Origin of the sequence: Paraburkholderia sp. MM5384-R2 (assembly GCF_014201025.1) — a bacterium.
GTDB classification, from domain to species: domain Bacteria; phylum Pseudomonadota; class Gammaproteobacteria; order Burkholderiales; family Burkholderiaceae; genus Paraburkholderia; species Paraburkholderia tuberum.
The window spans coordinates 1-17,298 of the sequence record NZ_JACHDI010000041.1; the positions used below are offsets into that span (position 1 = coordinate 1).

The following is a 17,298-nucleotide window of genomic DNA, read 5'->3' on the forward strand; positions in this document are numbered from 1 at the left end:
GACGATCACGTGATCCTCGCGGCGCGTCACGAGGTATATGTCCAGGCGCGGGAACGCAACCCCGCACGCTGGTCAGGCTGCACGCGAGACTGGACACCAATCGGCGCCGTCACCCTCAATCCGGAGCGCGAGTCAGTCGTCACGATGGCCTCGCACGCCACACTTAAACAGCCTTTGGCTGCATGACTGAGGCGACAAGTACCTTGACACGCGCCGACTGCACGTTCCCAGACTTCAGCAGAAAACTTGTTCGACTTGTTCATGGCGCCATTTTCTCAGGAGTTGGAGCCTCCACCAAATCCGGGGCGGTTCACCTCGCGCAATTTGCTTCAGGTTGAGCACTGGAATGCGGGTGCCCATACGTCCTCAATGTCGCCGCCCCGACGGACTCGCTTCCCGCCTTGCTTTCCAGAAGGCGTATCCAATTGATTGAGTATGGGTCAATGGCACGTCCAGATCAAGACCGGCTATACGATGCTTTTACGTAGGTGAACGATTGAGCGATATGCCGCCATGAATTAGTGTTAGCACGCCTACAAGTATTCGCTCGACTACAAGGTGACAAAGACTTGCGCGCACCGCAGTTGTGCATGCGCAATGAGATTCAAGGTTGAATTCCCATCTCAACGCATCTCGTTATCGTGCTACCCAGCTTTCACGGTAACGAGATGATTTCAACGAGCACGTTCAGGCGACTGTTACCAATTATGCGCATCGCATAATTGACTGGCACTCGCTTCGTTGTCCGAGACAAGGACCGACTATTCGGCCTTTGTGAAATGCCGGGACGAGAGATTCGTTTTCTTCTTTAAATGGTTGCTACCACATGAAAGATGAAGTGGTCCGCTTCGCGGTGTCTTGCTTGACTTTCGAAATCCACAACCTAGCTTGAAGGGGATTCGCGCCTCCGATGCGGCTGAAAATCATGAGGTCTGCGATTCGATAGAGATCGATTTCAACGTAGCTAATGCCGCTTGATATTGTCCGCGGGCTGGGGTGCTAGCCATGTTAGTCGGTGCCACGATTATCGATTGATCCGAGGGAAACGATCGTTTAGGTCATTCCGACGCGAACTCGATGCTTGGACATCGCGGCGGCGTCGGCTATCCGTTCTACGGAATTGAACGGCACACTTCTGTACAAGCCAGTGTCTTTTCAGGACCGTCGTTCATGACGCCCGAGGTGATGTGCGATGTGCGTGTCGACTTGGTACCCCGGACGCCGCATCGATGACCCCTGAGCGATGGATGCAACGCGTCTGCGCGAACGGCAAGAATATCAACGCGATCGTTTTCGCGCTGTCGGAAATCGATCATCGAGGCGTCGCACATGAATATGCTGAGTTGTGGAGTTTGTGCAGTGGCTGCACTGGAATCATTGGGCCGCATGGCATACGACGAGTTGCGGGCACAGGTTCCGTCGGAACTCAAGATGATATGGCAGCCACAAGCGTCCGTTCGGGCTGAGTGTGACCTGCTGATACTTTTGGTCCGTGCGGAATCACTGGAACTTGCGACTGGTGAGATCATGCGCCTTCGCGCCGTGTCGCCTGCGTGCAGCATCATAGTTATCTGCATTGATCTTCAGGCAGAGCAGATTACTGCCTTGCTCTGCGCAGGTGCATTCGATTTTGTGTCGTCGCCATATGCGGACAACGAACTGTGCACGCGCGTGCGGCGCGCGGCAGGTTTGCTATCGCGTCTTCGACTGGATGAATCAGCCGCGATAGAGACGGCGCGCGCCCATGGTCTGATCGGCTCCAGCGCCAGTTTTGTGAAGCAGCTCTCAGCACTTCCGATTATCGCCGGTTGCGATGCCAATGTGCTGATCCTCGGCGAGACGGGGACAGGCAAGGAAGTCTTTGCCCGGACCATTCACTACCTGTCGCCGCGCGCCTCTCGCCCGCTGGTGGGAGTCAACTGCGGCGCCATTCCCTCCGAGTTGATGGAGAGCGAACTGTTCGGCTGCGTACGGGGTGCTTATACGTCGGCCCATGCGGCGCGCAGCGGGCTGGTTCGTGAAGCGGAAGGTGGGACGCTGTTTCTCGACGAGATCGATTCGCTGCCTTTGGACGCACAGACCAAGCTGCTGCGTTTCCTCCAGGAGAAGGAATATCGCCCCGTTGGCAGCAGCAGCGTTTGCCATGCCGATGTGCGGGTGATTGCCGCGAGCAATCACAGTCTGGCGGGGCTGGTGGAACAGGGCGCGTTCCGGCGCGATCTGTACTTCCGTATTAATGTATTGAACATGGTGTTGCCCGCGTTGCGCGAGCGCCACGATGATATTCCCGAACTCGCGAGACGTTTCATTGACGAGGCCTGCCGCAAAGGCGGTCGCGCAGTGATCGGGCTGACGCCACAGGCCTTGCGAAAATTGCTGACTTACGACTGGCCGGGCAATGTGCGCGAACTGCAGAACGTCATCGAGCGCGCTGTATTGTTCTGTCACGGCTGCGTCATCGGCGCCGACGACCTGCAACTGCCCGAAGATGGTGCGCAAGACCCGGGCGTCGAATCGTTCCGCGAGGCCAAGGCCCGCACCGTCGAGGCGTTTGAGCGCAACTACATTGAACGCTTGCTGATGGTGAACGCAGGCAACGTCACGCGCGCCGCGTCGGCCGCGCAGAAGAACCGGCGGGCATTTTTCGCGCTGATGCGCAAGCATGCGATTGCACCGGAGCGGTTTCGTGCCTGAATGACATACCTGGTCAACGTCAGAGACATTCTCGAGTGGTCACTCCTGCGTCGCTTCAATAGACGGCGCCTTCCGTGTCCCGGATAGTTACGCCCATCCGTTCGGCGTAGGCGAGCACATCTTCCGGAACGTCTTTGAGAAGTACAGGTACCTCCAGGATCGGTCTGCCCTTGAGAAGCTGGTTTGCAATGCCCAGCTCTTTCATCCGTTTGGTGTTCGCAATCCGGGCGCCTGGATGATACTTTTCCGCCAGTTCAAGGATGTAATCCATGGCGCGCTCGGTTTCCATCACGGCGCCGCGCGGATACTTTCTCGATACGATCTCCAGGCCTTCTACGTATGAATCCAGATATACATATTTGCCAGGGATGCCTGTTGAAATAGTGACTTCATTATAGCGATAGAGATGCGCCCGCTCGGCGTTGAAGGTATTGCCTCGCTCGCGCCCCAGTTCTGCTTCGTCGCGCTCCAGCTGTGTCTGATTGAACAAATCGCTCGGACGTCTGTCGGGCAGCGCGGCTGCAGCATCGTCGACTGCGTCGACATCCGCGCCCGAGGACATCTCGCCCATGTGATGCCCGGGGAGTTCGCTGCCCGCCCGCTCGACGTCGCCCTCCAACTCGCGCAGCATACGCTCTGCGGCTTTTGGATCGGTTTTCGACTTCGCGTAGATTTCTGCGAGCCGATGTTCGGAGCCTGTGTCAATCAGATAGCGCTCGCCTTGCGAGGAGTCCATCAGGGACGTGAGCCTTTTGCCAATGTCTTCCTGTAGCGCTACGTCATAGTCGCCCAGCAGATGGTCGCTCGCAATCATGTGGATTGCATAGTGGCCGTTGCCTTTCGGTTGCGCGTCGAAAGACTTGATCCAGGAGAACTGAAGCTTGAGGCCCATCAACTGCGCGATCAGCCCGGGGACTGGCACACCCGCTAAGCTGTCCGCTGACATGATTGTCTTTGCTTCGGCTTCGGCGGCGCCCAACTCCGCTTCCTTGCGTGCGCTACTGCCTTCTGTTTCCTGTACGTTGCTGCCCCCAGCCTGCTCCTCGATTTTCTTTGTGGCCTCATTGCCTTCGGCGAGTGCCTCTTGTCGCCCGAGCTGCGAGCCTTCACGTTCGGTCAGACTTCCGGTCTCCCTTCCGAGAACACCCAGCTCTTTCGCCTCGACGTGTGCTGCTTTGCCGCCGAGCCTGGCGAAGACCTGTTCGCCGAAAGCAATCAGTTTTTCCCCAATTTGACCGATGGCCCTGGAGACGGTTCTGAATGCCCCACTTGCCGTTTCTTTTATTGCGGAACCCAGGCTTTTGATGCCGTCAAGCAGAAATCTTCCGAGAGACCTGAGTAGTTTGAAAGCCTCTCCCAGTGCCTCCATGGGCCAGTTGATGAATTTCGCAATCCCGATCAGGATCGAATCGGCCTCCGTCCACGTACCAGCGGAGAGGGCATCGAGCACTACCTGGAACACCCACGTGCCGGTGAGCCAGCCAATCTTGTCGCCAAGTTCGGATTCCGCCGCGTCGCCCTTGAAGAACTCCGTGAGTTGACCGGCCAGCCAAGCGCCGCCCTCGGCAATCTTGGTTCGCGCCGCCTCCCAGGCGCTCGACAATCGGCGGATCGTCTCGTCGAACGTCATGTTGCCGCCGTTGAAATAGTCCTGTACAGCACCCCAAAAATTTCCCTTCACCGTGGCGACATTAGGGCCGATGTTCTGTGCGGCTTCTTGCGCAGCGGTTTTGAGCGTTGGAAGATTAGCGCTATCGATGACTTGCTCCGCGGTGTTCTCGGCACTCGCCGTGAACTGCGAGGCTGCGCTCGTCGCATCTGGCGCACGGTTTGTCTGCATGGCCGATTGCTTGGCGTGCGCGGCTGCAAGCGTCGATGCCGGCGCTGCATACGACTGTGTCAAGACGGGTGCATGCTCCGAAGCGCCCGTCGCCGGCGGCGAAGACGGTCCCTCATCCGTAGCTGGCGAGCGTTCGGAAGGGTTCGTGACGCCCGCGAGACTCAACAGATACTGCGTCGCCTTGTCGAGACCTTCAAGCACGGTCCAGATGGCCTTGATTGGGTCGCTGATGCCCTCCCACACGCCCTGCGCGAAACCCTTGACGAAGCCGAGCAAGAAATCGGGATCGGAGCCGCTCAGGATTTTTGCGATCTTGTTGGAAACGGCCTCCTTCACTTCCGTGGGAGACGCACGTAAGGTCTTCAGGAATGCCAGTACGCCCGGCTTCAGCAGTGACCAAAGCAAACCAAACGTCGGCAGCGCCGGAACCTTCGATATGGCCTTGATCGCGATGTCGAGCACGAAGTCCAGGATAGGCGCCTTCACGCAATGGGGGAGTTTTCCCCAAGCCCAGCCCGCAAGCAAAACGGGAATGGTCGGCGGCGCGGCGATCGCGATGATTATGCTCGACATGACGCCCTTGTACGGCTGGACGAACCGGTCGATGCTCTTCGCGCTGGATTCGATGCTGGCGAGCACTTGCGTCGCTTCTTGCTCGACGTCTGCGACCATGGTCTTGAGGGCGCTGTGAGCGTCGTCGAACAGGTTGTGCGCGAAGCTCAACAGAGGCAGTCCGGTCACTTTCGACGCCGCATCGAGCATTGCGTCAGCCAGCCACGAGAGATTCTCCGAGAGCCAATTCAGCCCGCTCTTGAGCGTCTCCTCGAAGTTGTTGACGTTTGCGCCAATGCTTTCCAGCATGTCGCGGATATCGGCCGGCGCCTCACGGATCTGTTGCGGCGAAAGGCCGTTCTCCCAGATCCACTTCACCACTTGCACAAGCTTGGGACCGTATTTGATGATCGCGTGGATTTGCCCCATTGGCGTCAACAGCGCCACGACCGACGCGATCTTCTTCAATGGCTCGATGGCCGGCGCGACTGCGGCCTTGAGCGCATTCCAGACTTTTGCCGCCTCGCTCTTGATCCAGCCCCACACGGTGTCTTCGCTGCTGCCATCGAAGCCCAGCAGCGTGACGAGCTGGCTCCAGACATCGCCTAGCGCTGTCCTGGCCTTGTTGAACCAGCCGGCTATGGTACTTGCGACGGCCTTCAACGTTGACCACGTTCCCGACACATATTGCTTGAGTCCGTCGAAGAATGGCTCGGCGATTACCTTTAGCACGTTCGTCAAAAAGTCGGATACCTTGCCGAGCGCGCCGGTGACGGCGTCCACTATCGGGTTCTCGATCAGTTTGCCGACAAAATCGGAGAGATTGTGCATGGAGGCGGCGAATGCCTTGCACGCTTGTTTGTCGCCTTTCGTCAGATTCGTGATAAAGCCTTTTGCTTGGCCTAGCCAAGAACCCAGGCCCCTGGAGAGCTGGTCGATGCTGAAGCCACCGAGCGCCGCGGGCAGATGGGCATCCAGCGCCTCGGAGACCTTGCGCTTGGCAAAGTCGACCGGCCCTTCGTCGATGATGTCAGCTAGGCCGGGGGAGACCACACGGAGCACCTTCATCAATTGCTGGCCGGTGAAATCGGCGACTTTCTTCGCGCCGGAAGCGACGGCCGATTCAGCCTCGTCGACATTGGTCTTTCCCCAGTCGAGCGCCTCGCCCCAAAGACCCTTTCGCTGAACGAGGCCAGCACCGCTGCCACGCACCCGAAACGTTCGGCCGGCGAGTACAGCGCGCGCGGCGGCGTCTGCTTCGACCTCGGACGGATCGTGCGGCGCGCTGACGTTAAACGTGCGCTTGCGCGAAGGGGCAAGTGCGTTTCCGTTGCGGTTCTGCACAACATGCGCGAGTTCGTGCGCGAGCAGTTCGCGGGAGCCTGCGACTTGCGGCTGGTAGCGACCCGACGCGAAATAGATGGATTGTCCGACCGTGTACGCCTGAGCGGCGAGCGCGTTGCTTGCGCTGTTGGCGAGTGCGTCGGTATGGACGCGCACGTTGCTCAGGTCGACACCATACGCACGTTCCATGTCTCTGCGCACGTCTGTCCCAAGTCTTTCACCGTAGCTGTGCAGCAGTGCTTCGCGCACGATCCGCTCGGTGCGTGAACGGATCGCTTGCTGGGGCGACGCGGCATCTGGCGAAGAGGCTGACGGTAACTCCGGCCATGGTTTGCAATGCAGCCCCGGTTCGTCGTGGTCCTCTGCGGCGCAACCATTGTACTTGCGTTTGAGCAGAACGGTCTCCAAGGCAGGCTCGTCGTCATTTTCCGCGGCGCAGGCGACACATTGACGCTGCGCGAACAATGGCGGAGCGTCGTTGACTCTTTCGGCAGGTAAGACTCGTTCTTCGTAGTTGTCTGCACGTGGCACGGCCTGAATACGCGGGAGGGATAGATGCGCCGGCCGCGCCGCCGGGTTAGCGCGTAGCGGGGACATTGGCAGAACTCTAGCGTCGCCAGGCGCCAGTGCAGGAAATGACGAAAAAGACGCCAGCGACATGGTCGGTTCGAAACCACGCAACTCCTGGCTATGCACAGCTTGGTCGGCGCGCTCACGCGCACGCATGATATTGGCCGCGTGCTGCGATATGGAGGGAGCAGGGCCTTTGACGGCGTTGGCGGATTGCGTGCCCATGGCGATGACCAACGAGCAGAGCCACTACGGCTGTGCTCGCCCCTTCTCCTGAATCGCCGCCTTTGTCGCATTCTCGATGGCATCCAGCGCTTGCTGATCATTCACGCCGGCCCCTTCGGCCGCCAGACGCGCCAACTTTGCCGCGCCCGTTTTCACGCTGTCGCGCGCGGCCTCCTTGATCTTGTCGCGTGCCTGCTTGGACAACCCGTGCGCGACGCGATCGACGACCGGGTCGATGACCCTTTCGCCGATAAAGTCGATCACCGATTTCGGACCCACCCCTTTCGGTGCAGTCGGTATGGGTTTCCAGAAATCCAGCGGCAGTTCGTCGGGGCGGTATGGCGGCCCGCGGTACGACGGATCGAGCGAGCCGTGATAGTTGATATCCGGCGGTGGCGTCTGCGCCAGTCCCGATGTCTTTTCGTCCCCCTTGGGCTCGAGCTTCGGCACTACGCTCACGCTTTGTGCAGCCTGCGGTTCGAAGCGTATGTCCACGCGTCTGTTTTGCGCATTGGGCGCTTCATCCCGGGTCTTCACCGCTTGTGGCGCGGCTTCCCCGGCGCTGGAGGTCGTGACAATGGCCGCCGGCACACCCAGCTTTTCCAGCGCATCGGCCGCTGCCATGGCACGTGCCGCGCCCAGTTCGAGGTTATGCGCCTCAGTGCCCACCGTGTCGGTGTGGCCGATCACGGTAACGGTGGATTGCGGGTAGTGATGCAACAAAGAGGTGATGCTGTATGCGGTTTTTTTCAACTCGGCGATATGAGCCGGCTTCAGGTCGGACTTCCCGGTATCGAAACCGCTCAAGGTGGCCGATCCAATCGAGGCAGCAAGAAATAGTGACGCGTGATCCAGCATCTGGTTGAGAACCGGCTCGTGCGCCGGTTCGCTCGCCTCCTTCTGCGGCTCGCGTTGCGCAGCCGCGGTGGCGGCGATTCGCGGACGGGCGGTTTGGCCTTGCATCAGCGCATCGGCAACGTGGTCGGCTTCCCGCTCGCTCGCGTCCGTCGGTTGACTCACCGCGCGCGTGCGGGGGCCGTCGGGTTGCGCCACATGCGCCAGTTCGTGCGCAAGCAAATGCTGACCGTCGGCAGAGTCCGGCCGGTATTGTCCGACGCCGAACACGATGTCCTGTCCGACGGTGTAGGCCTGCGCCTCGATGCCTTCGGCCGAGCGCGAGGCTTGTTCGCCGGTGTGGATGCGCACATCGCTCAAATCCGTCTGCAGATGCGCGGCGAAGCGCGCCTCAAGCGCATCGTCGAGTGGCCGGCCGGCGCTTTGCGTGGCCTGCCGGATGAGCGGATAGTTCGACGATCCGCGAGCTCCGGCAGCGCGCTCGCCAAGCGCCAGCGCCGGAATGCTGGATGACAATGGCGGTGTCACACTCGGCGTGGCATCCGGCGCCCGCGTGCGCTGAGCGGCCTCCGGTGCGGGGTCCCGAGCCGTCGCACCATGCCGCTTCAGCGAAGGCACAGGGCGGACCACATCGCCGGCGGGTTTGGCAGGTCCGGATGTCATTTCAAGTCCTCGTCAGGCGCTGGCCGAGCTGCACGCAGAGCCGATAGAAATCGAGGTCCTCGCTTTGCATGCGCCGCTCAAGGCGTCGTGCGACATTGGCGTCGCTCTTGCTGGATCCGAGCAGATGGGTATAGCCCGCCTGCGCAGCCCGGGCCGGGTTGAAGGCGTCGGCCCAGCTGGGAAACAGGTGTCTGACGTGCACTCCGCGATACGGCGAGTCCGGATGGAAACGGTGGTAGTCGAGGCAGACCGAGAGCAGCAATTGCTCGACCCGCATGTTGTAGCCGTCCTTATCCGGCAGCTCGTGCCACGCGGCCGCGTTGGCGGGGTCGCGCACCAGCTTGAGTCCGAGCGTCGCGAAATAGCGCAGAAAGTCGACATGCTGACCACCCACGATGCCACAGTTTTCCTCGCGAAAGGACGGCTCTCCCAGCGAGCGCGACCATTCCCATTCCACCGGCAACGAGAGCCCATGTCGCGCAAATGCGGTTTCGATATCCGACGGCGCCGCATACAGGTCCAGCGGCGGGTGATACTCAGGGCACTGCGCGAATACCGGCGCGTTGACCACGGCAGGCGGCAGAGGCTTCCAGAGAAAGACGTCTGCATCGATATGAATGAACGGGCGCTCCTGCAAGCTATACGCATACAGCTTGCCGAGCGCCCACCAGCCTTCTTCCACATCGCGCAACGCTTCGAGCTCGGTGCTGACCTCGCCGAACTCGAGCCCGAGCTGGTCGATCAGCAGTGTTTTCCCAGCCCTGTCCGTGACCAGCACGGTCTCCGGATAGTGCTTGCGCGCGAGCCGCAGCGACAGGCCCCACGCAAGCAGGTGATGGTGCGGCGCGCACCAGGATTTCCCCTTGTGTGCAGTGAAGGGCTTGCTCCAGAACGACCATACGGCGCGCATCGCTTCAGCTCCGCTTGCGTTTGGGGGAAGCGGGCCGTTTCGCCGGCGTCGCCTTGGGAGTGGGCGCCTCGGTGTTCTGCGTGACTGACGGGGCGCTTGCCTCGCCCGGCTGCGTTTTCATCTCCGTCTCTGTCTCCGTAACCGTCTTCGTCTCCGCGATGGGCTGCGCCTGCGCTGGCGCGGGCGCCGGCTTGCCGCCGCGTCCTATCACTGTGAACGAGGCGGTCTGAGAAGTGGCCTGATTGAGCGCCGAAGGCAATGAAGCCGTCAAGGTGAAGCGAGACTGCTGGTCGCTCACCGGCGCGCCGTTGATGGTGACGTTCACCCTCACGCCGCTGTCGCCCGCGTTGACCGCCACGGTCGAAGGCACGCTCGCGATGCTGGAATCACCGGACATGGCGAGCTGAATCGTGGCGGCTACCGTGGCCGCATAGTTGAGCTCGATGGTGGCTTGCTGCACAAGTGGCTTGATCGGGTTAGGCTCAGCATTGACGATGCCCGCTGTTCCTTCGATATCAGCGACGAAGAGCTGCGCATAAGTAAAGGCGACGCTTTCCAAAGCCAGTGCCGGATACAGATAGAACCAGCTTTCGAAATCGCTCGCGCGTGCGTCGTTGCCGGTAGGCAATTGCAGGTCGATACGTTCGCGCTGTTCTGTCTTGCTGATGACGCTCTGGCCGAAAGCCTGTCCATCCAGGTAGAGTTGCGCGCCCGCCGCTGTGCTGGCATAGAGCGCGCGCCCCGGCAACTTCACACGCGCGCGCACCGGCGTGCCCAGAAATGCCCACGGCACGAGCCCGCTGTTGATGGCCTGAAGGTCTGCGATCTGGTGCGAGCTGACATTCTCGCTGGGTAGTGTCCACGTCACGGCTGTGCCCTGGCGCTGAACCGTCGAATCGAGAATGAACTCGGTGCGTATGACGGTCGGTGTCGGGTAGCCATTTTGCACGGGCGCGTTCAGTTCGTTCCCGAGAGCGGCCTGTGTCTGTAGCTGAATCGGCGTCTCGAGCGTCACGATGAAATTGGCGGATGATAGCGGACCCGTCGGTGGCTGATCGAAATCGACCTCCAAGCCGTGAGCCACCAGCGCGTCGAATGTCATCACATCGTCGTTCTGCCAGTTGATGGCGGTAATGTGCAAGGCCTTGGCATTGACGAAGCCGCCCAGTTCGGTGAGGCTGGGGAACCGCCGCCGGCAGTCTTCCACCTTGAACGGGGAATAGACTTCCTCGGCAAACGCCGCTTCCCGAAACATGCCCGTGTCGGTCGTCACCGAGTCATCAGTGTCGCTCAGGCCGATGCATGCCAGCGGTGCGCGGTAGATGTGCGCGTAGTACGCAGGCTGACACGGTTTTCCGTCGTTGCCGCAAGGCGGCCAGTCGATCTGGCCGGTGGCGTTGCGCGCGGCGATGGTCCACGCGTCCCCCGCGAAATAAGTGCCGGTGCCGAAGCGGATCTGGATGCCGTTTTCAATGATGAACCATTTATCGGATAGCGCAACACCATCGGCTGTGGCAGCACTGCCGACCTGATCCCAGCGCCGCAAGCGGGCGTTGCGCGTGGTGTCCACCGGCTGCACTGTCGTGGTCATGACCAGCGTCATGGACGGCCGGTCGATATGCTGGATCTGATACAACTGCCCTGGCTGGTTCGGCTCTTCGCCGAACAGATTGGTGTCGTCGCTGATCTCGACCCATTGGCCTTCCTGGAAACCTAGGTTGGCATCCATGCCAAGGCTGTTCACCGTCACCTTGTTGCCTGACACGGATGCGATCGCAACCACAATCGAGCCGTTTTCGCGCGACCATTTCAGCGTTGCCGTAGCCAGCGTTCCCGAACGATGGATCTCGAACCGGTAGAGCTGGTTCTCCTGTCCCGTGTAACCTGCGGCGGGGATAGGCTGGCAGCCGCAGTCGTCGCCCCGGTCCGCGACCTGCGCGCACAACGTGCCGGTACGTTCGACAGGTGTTGCGCGATACATGGCGTCGCAACTGCAGGCGCGAACCTTCAGCGCGAAAGATGACGGGTCCTGCGCGGTAAAGCCCGATGCGTTGGCCGACGACGGCGTGCCGGGCGCAAATGGATAGGCGACAACGCGCCATACCGTTTGCATGCGCGTGGTGGTGTCCGCCTGACCCAGTGCCGGTTCGCCCAGACAACTGTCGTCGAGCGCGGTCACCATGCGCTGCCATACCTCGAGGTAGACGCACAGGCATGCGTTGCGGCGGTTGCGGCGCATTTCATCGAGGAGGAACCCGATCTGGTCGGTTTCGTCTTGTGCGATCCGGAACGGCTGTTGATCGTAAGCCAATGCCGCTGCGTTTTCGCACAGCAGCCCGTGCACGTAATAGCGGCCCGCGCCAATGCTCAGGTTGTTGCCGGTCACGGTGATGGCGAAACCTGGATCATGCATCGGCGCCCCATACTCGCCGATCACGTCGACCGTTTCAACCGCGCGGCGGTGCCGGTCGATGAAGCGCTGTTCGTTATGGTCCGCGTCGTAGGCAACGCGCCCTTGCTGATCGAGCACGTCCGTGTAATGTTTGTTCTGCTCGAAGCGGATCCGGCTGAAATCACCTTTCATGGCATGCCCCTCTTGCCTGTACATAGGGTGTGCGTCGTGGTGGAACGCCTGCCTACAACAAATTCGCGCCGATGCCTGGCAAACCGGCCAGTTCGTCATCCTCATCGTCACAACAGCTTCGCTGCCGGCCGGAGTAATAGCCGTAATAGATGAACGCGGGGAGTTCAGGCCGCGGCAACGGGCGTGATGGATGCAGGAAAAGTCCGCTTTCCAGCAAGACAGGCAAGTACTCTGGCGTGCGTATCTGCACGTTGGAGACAGCCTCCGTTTCCTGTATCTGGTGATACACGCCCATTTGCGAGCCGTTGTCCGCGCCATGCCACACTGCCATCGGCACATCGCCGCTCAGCAGGCCATAGGCGGGCAGTCCGTAGCGCAACGTAATGAAACTGGGCGCGAACGCTGCGGCGTTGTCTGGATCCGGTGGCAGGCATTCATAGCATCTGGGCGTGATGGCTTGGGTGGGCAGAGAACAGAAGCGTATGCAGCCGTCCTGCCGCCGGCTGCACCATAGCGCGGCCGGCCACGGATCGTGCCGCCCAAGACGGGCAAAGAAAATCGTGTTGCTGGCCAATCGCATCGTGCGGGTACGCACCTTGCCGATGATCGTGCTGTCCTCGACATGCAGGTCAGCGCCGGCTGAGTAGCCGTCTGACCCGGCGTAGGCCACGCAACAAGGCGACGTGGCGTCGACCATGCTGTTGCACAGGCGGACGGCGCCTGCTTGGTTCGCCGCAATGGGACCGGTGATGCAGCGGGTCACGCACAGCGTGGCGTCGTTTTCCACGATCACGCCCGGCTCGCATTGCTTCAGTCCCGGATTGGCCGCTCCGAGCCCCGGCACCAGCGTGCAATCGGAAAGCTGCACGGCTACCGGGTCTTTTCCAATGACAATCTGTCCTTCGATCAACAGGCCGTTGACAATGAGCTGTCCAACCGGCGGCACTTCACCTTCGAGCATGGGCGGCGGCATGCCCGCGATGTCGATATCGCCGAGCAGGGTGACACACGCATTGTTCCAGATCATGTCGCGTGGACCGCCCAAGGGTACGGGCACAGCGGCGGCAATCGCGAGCGTGCTGCCCGATGCGAGGGTGATGGCGTTCGCGCCCGTCAGGTCGATCACATAACGCTCGAAGCCCGGCAGTACGATCACACCGGTCGAGCCGGCCGGTTGCAGATTCCATTGGGCGACGGCTGCCTCCAGGTCGGGACAGGCAGAGGTGCCGACCTGCGCGAAAAAATCCGCCTGCGCCGGATTCTTTGTGGGAATTTCCTGGCCAAGCGTGGCGGTACGATCGTAGGGGCCGCCGCCGATTGCGGCCGGGAAGCCGTAGACGTAGGTCACACGCAGCGATTGTGGCGGCGTAAGGTCGGCCGCGTATTGAATGCGCCCGAGTTCCGGATCGATCGCAATCTTGCCGGCCGCCACGGCACACCAATTGCCATCCACGCGGTCGGCAAGATTGGCGCAGCAGATTTGCGACGGCGCAACCGGCGCGCCATCGGCGAACAGCATCATGCTCTGGCCGTAAAAGTCAGCGAGTTGCCGCAGGAATTCACCGCGGCGAATCGGCTGGGGCACATCCAGCCGGGTGTTGATCACAGTGAAAGGCAGCCCAGCCGCCGGCGGCAACGAAAACAGCGGAATGTCGAGGCCGAGCGCATTGAACTTGAAGCGGCGAGCATCCACCACGAAAGCCGGCGCCTGTTCGTATTGCCAGGGGCTGCAGAGCCATAAATGCACCGCAATGTCGGAGACGTTGATACGTCCCGGGCCGTGCAGCGCGATGTCCAGTGGCGTCGGATCGGGATCGGGCACATCGCGCATACGCGGCGCGATACGGCGCACGTCCAGCGTACGGTTGCTCATGTCAAACGCGGTGTCGTCAAGATCGTCCAGCACCGCATTGCGGCGCAGGTCGATACATGCGACATGATGCGGCCGGGGCAGGCGAAGGCTCTGCGTGGTGATCAGCCGCCGGAATTCCTCCACCACCACCGCGGGGCGTCCGGAGACGTCCATGGCCACCTGCTGCAGCGCAATGGGCGTGCCCTTGCGACGGCGATAGCCAATGGTGTTTGCGACTTCCGCACGGCTGTCGAGACCTGCCGACGTCTGGTAGATCGAGTTGTAGCCAATCAGGTCGCCAATATAAGGAATGACCCATGGCATGCACGTCGTGATGAACTGGTCGTCGTAGAGCTGTTCGATGTTCTGTTCGACGATGCCGGTTTGAGTGGCGATCACCTCGAAGAGTGCCTGCAGCGGTCCGCCATTTGCGGCGTCGCGCGTGCGATAGACCGCGGGCATCAGTGCAAACAGATCGGCGGCGTCGAGGCTCATGACCATGCTCCGATGGCGTTCTGGCAGGCGGGATCGAGCAGCAGCATTTGCGCGCCCCGTGGCGGCGACGCACCGGCGGCGCATAGCTGCCCGGGAACGGCGCCGGGTGAGCTGCCGGTGAGAAACAGCGCCTTCAATTGCATGGCGACAACGCCGGGCGTGGACTGCACGATCTCGATAATGTCGCCCGCGGCGGCATTCTGGCCGAGCAGGCGGGCATCAAACGATAAGGCGTTGACCAGGTTCTGCCATACCTGAGCCCGTACCAGCGTGGAATCGTGATCGCCATCGACCAGCACGTTTGCTGCGATCTGGAACGGCACCGGATCGTAGGACGCGACTTGCAACTGCACGTACTTGTTGCCGTACCGGTGCAACGATTCGATCAGATTGACGATCACCGTATCGGTCGGCTGGAAGGTGGCGCCGTTGGCTCCGGCAATCGTGAGGAATACGCCGCGGGTGCGGTTGAAATAAGTCCACGACGCGACCGCCCTAGCGATGCCGCCGAAGTTCAGCGCATAGTTCTGGTAGTCCTCCAGCGAGACAATGCGGCCAATGGTGAGGGTGGGCAACGGCGCGCGGGCGCGTGCGTCGTCGGCGGTGGCCGGGTCTGCGCCGCCAGCAGCGGCACTCGAATTGGTCGCCGATTTAAGCCCTTGTGGCCGGTCCAGCGGCTGCGACAACTGGCCCGCCGCCACCATGCCGGCAGCGCCTATGCCCTTGCGGTAGACCGCGCGGATATTCATCTGGCCCGTTGGCGTGCGGGCGCCATTCGTGCCGTCGCCGAACTGCACGACGGTATAGCCGGCAGAATTCACACGAGTGACGAAGACGCGGTCGGCGGGCCCGGCGGAAAGCAAGTTTGGCACCTCGTGCCATTGCAGGTTGTTCACCCAAATCTGCAGCGTCGATTGCGTGCCATTGGTGCTGGTCGACGAGACGTAGGTGAGCGGCAACTGTTTCAGCGTGAACGTCAAGGCGACCTGAGAGGCATCACCCGAACCCAGCAACTCCTGGACCGTCTCGCCGTTACTGCTATTGACGGCGTTGGCATTCACACTGACCGTGCCCGCGTCGTACAGGCGGGCGAGCATGCCATCAAGGTTGAGCGTGGTCATGTCCCCGAGCACGGATGGCGTGGTGACGGCGGACGCTTCGCTTGCCACTGCGTCGTTCTTGTCGGACGGCAGCAACCGCACACTGCCATCTTCGACCTGCAGATAGCCGGCGAGGCCGCTCAGCGTGACGACGCTCCACACGGGCGCGCCGTTCGCGGACGCGACTGGGGGGTAGCCGCCGACCAGGAAAACCTGGTTATCGGTCACGCCCAGCGAGGCCGACGAGCCTGCCGGCGCAAAACTCGCATTCGCCCCCGGCAGCACCTGCAGCCGCACGCGTTTGCCGGAAACGCTCAATGGCTGCCCGGCGACGATCTGCTGACCGCCGATCACCGCAACCTCGGTGCCGCCGACCGGCGCGAGCATGCCGTCCTGCATCGCGTAGCCGGGATTGCTGCTCCATTGCACCTGCGGCATGTTGGCCAGTTGCAATTGCACGCTCTGCACATAGACGGTGACGTTGCGCGTATCGGCTTCGAAGGCGGAGAGCGCGTTGTCGAGCGACACGGATGCGCCCGCCGTAAGCACCTCTCCAAAGCCGAAGGTGAGCCGCGTGGTCTTGGTGGTGAGCGTATAAAGATTCGGGTTGGATTCTTCCGCGCCGGTGACGGCGAAGAACGCGGTACTTTGGGAACCGATGAATACCGCCCATTGTGGCGTGTTCGCGGCGGGGGTCAAACCGGTATAGGAAGCGTCGAGATTGAGCTGGTAGGTGCCGTCCTGATAGCTCGCAAAGCTCCAGTCGTCGCCTTGCGTGACCGGCGCCCCGCCGATCATGCTGCCGACGCCTCCAGCCACCAAAGTCGCGGGATTGAGCGCCTGCGCACCGTACAGCGCGGCCTTCTTGCGGAAGACGTACAGACAGACCTGGTCGGCGGTCATGCCGGGCGCGAAAGAGGAGGAGAGTGCGCTGTTCCAGGTGATGCGCGTGATGCCGTTAGCCGAATCCAGCGTCACGGCGGTGACGATATGCACGTCACCGGGACCGGTTGTGTCGGGCACGCTGTTCGTGGCTTTGACAAACAGCAGCGTGTCGCCGATGTTGATATTGTTGACCGTGCCTACGACCCACGTGCTGTTGTCGGCGGTGAGCTGCCATGCCACGAAGGTTTGCGCCGGCAGAGCATTCAAACCGATTTGAGTGACGAGATCTGACGATGTCTCAAACACCTGAGGCGTCTGGCCGGGACCGGGCACACTTTGCACGCGTGTGCCGGCAGGAATCAGCACGTTGTCCGGTGAGCCGGGTGCGTCGGAAAGCGTGAACGCCAGGACATCCGTCGCGGCTACGCCAGGCGAGGGCACATAGCCGATCAGCCGCGACAGCTCGAATACCGAACGCTGGTTGATGGCGGTGCGCAAATATGCTTCGTTGGCGAAACGCTCCTGGTAGAACGTCAGGATATCCAGCACGATCGCATAGCTGTCGATCAGCGCGATCGTGTAGTCGCTCGGGTCGCGCGTGCGCAACAGGCTCATCGGCGTATAGGCCGACTCCAACAGACAGGCCAGCATGCTGGCGTTGAATGTCGCATAGCGGCCCACGCGATAGACAATGGCCGGCAGTGCCGGGCGGTTGCCAATGAATTCAGG

The 17,298-nt window shown here is 61.4% G+C and carries 7 protein-coding genes and 1 pseudogene; 2 read left to right on the forward strand and 6 right to left on the reverse strand.

From position 1 onward, the window contains the following. Nucleotides 1–186, forward strand: a pseudogene (locus tag HDG37_RS35595) (hypothetical protein); the annotation flags it as partial. A gap of 1,143 nt (nt 187–1,329) precedes the next feature. Then, on the forward strand, nt 1,330–2,694 hold the full coding sequence (locus HDG37_RS35600) for a sigma-54 dependent transcriptional regulator (RefSeq protein WP_221312260.1): 1,365 nt from the start codon (nt 1,330–1,332) through the stop codon (nt 2,692–2,694). 55 nt (nt 2,695–2,749) lie between these two features. Here the strand turns inward: HDG37_RS35600 and HDG37_RS35605 are convergent, their stop codons facing one another. Genes HDG37_RS35605 through HDG37_RS40150 form a run of 6 tightly spaced genes read right to left on the reverse strand, consistent with a single transcriptional unit; the run spans nt 2,750 to nt 17,250 of the window. Then, on the reverse strand, nt 2,750–7,225 hold the full coding sequence (locus HDG37_RS35605) for a DUF4157 domain-containing protein (RefSeq protein WP_184055850.1): 4,476 nt from the start codon (nt 7,223–7,225) through the stop codon (nt 2,750–2,752). Nucleotides 7,226–7,249: 24 nt separating this feature from the next. Then, nucleotides 7,250–8,743 carry a DUF4157 domain-containing protein gene (locus HDG37_RS35610; protein ID WP_184055852.1) on the reverse strand — a complete coding sequence of 498 codons (1,494 nt, stop codon included), beginning with the start codon at nt 8,741–8,743 and terminating at the stop codon, nt 7,250–7,252. A gap of 1 nt (nt 8,744) precedes the next feature. Continuing rightward, nucleotides 8,745–9,653 (reverse strand): DUF6734 family protein, encoded by a 909-nt coding sequence (locus HDG37_RS35615; RefSeq protein ID WP_184055854.1) that lies wholly within the window; start codon nt 9,651–9,653, stop codon nt 8,745–8,747. A gap of 4 nt (nt 9,654–9,657) precedes the next feature. Continuing rightward, the gene (locus tag HDG37_RS35620) at nt 9,658–12,237 is read right to left on the reverse strand and encodes a DUF6519 domain-containing protein (protein WP_184055856.1); all 2,580 of its coding nucleotides are present in this window, start codon (nt 12,235–12,237) and stop codon (nt 9,658–9,660) included. A gap of 52 nt (nt 12,238–12,289) precedes the next feature. Beyond that, the gene (locus tag HDG37_RS35625; protein ID WP_184055858.1) at nt 12,290–14,584 is read right to left on the reverse strand and encodes a hypothetical protein; all 2,295 of its coding nucleotides are present in this window, start codon (nt 14,582–14,584) and stop codon (nt 12,290–12,292) included. Then, nucleotides 14,581–17,250, reverse strand: coding sequence for a putative baseplate assembly protein (locus HDG37_RS40150; RefSeq protein WP_184055860.1), 2,670 nt, complete (start codon nt 17,248–17,250; stop codon nt 14,581–14,583). The genes HDG37_RS35625 and HDG37_RS40150 overlap by 4 nt, the downstream gene beginning before the upstream one ends. Nucleotides 17,251–17,298 lie beyond the last annotated feature (48 nt).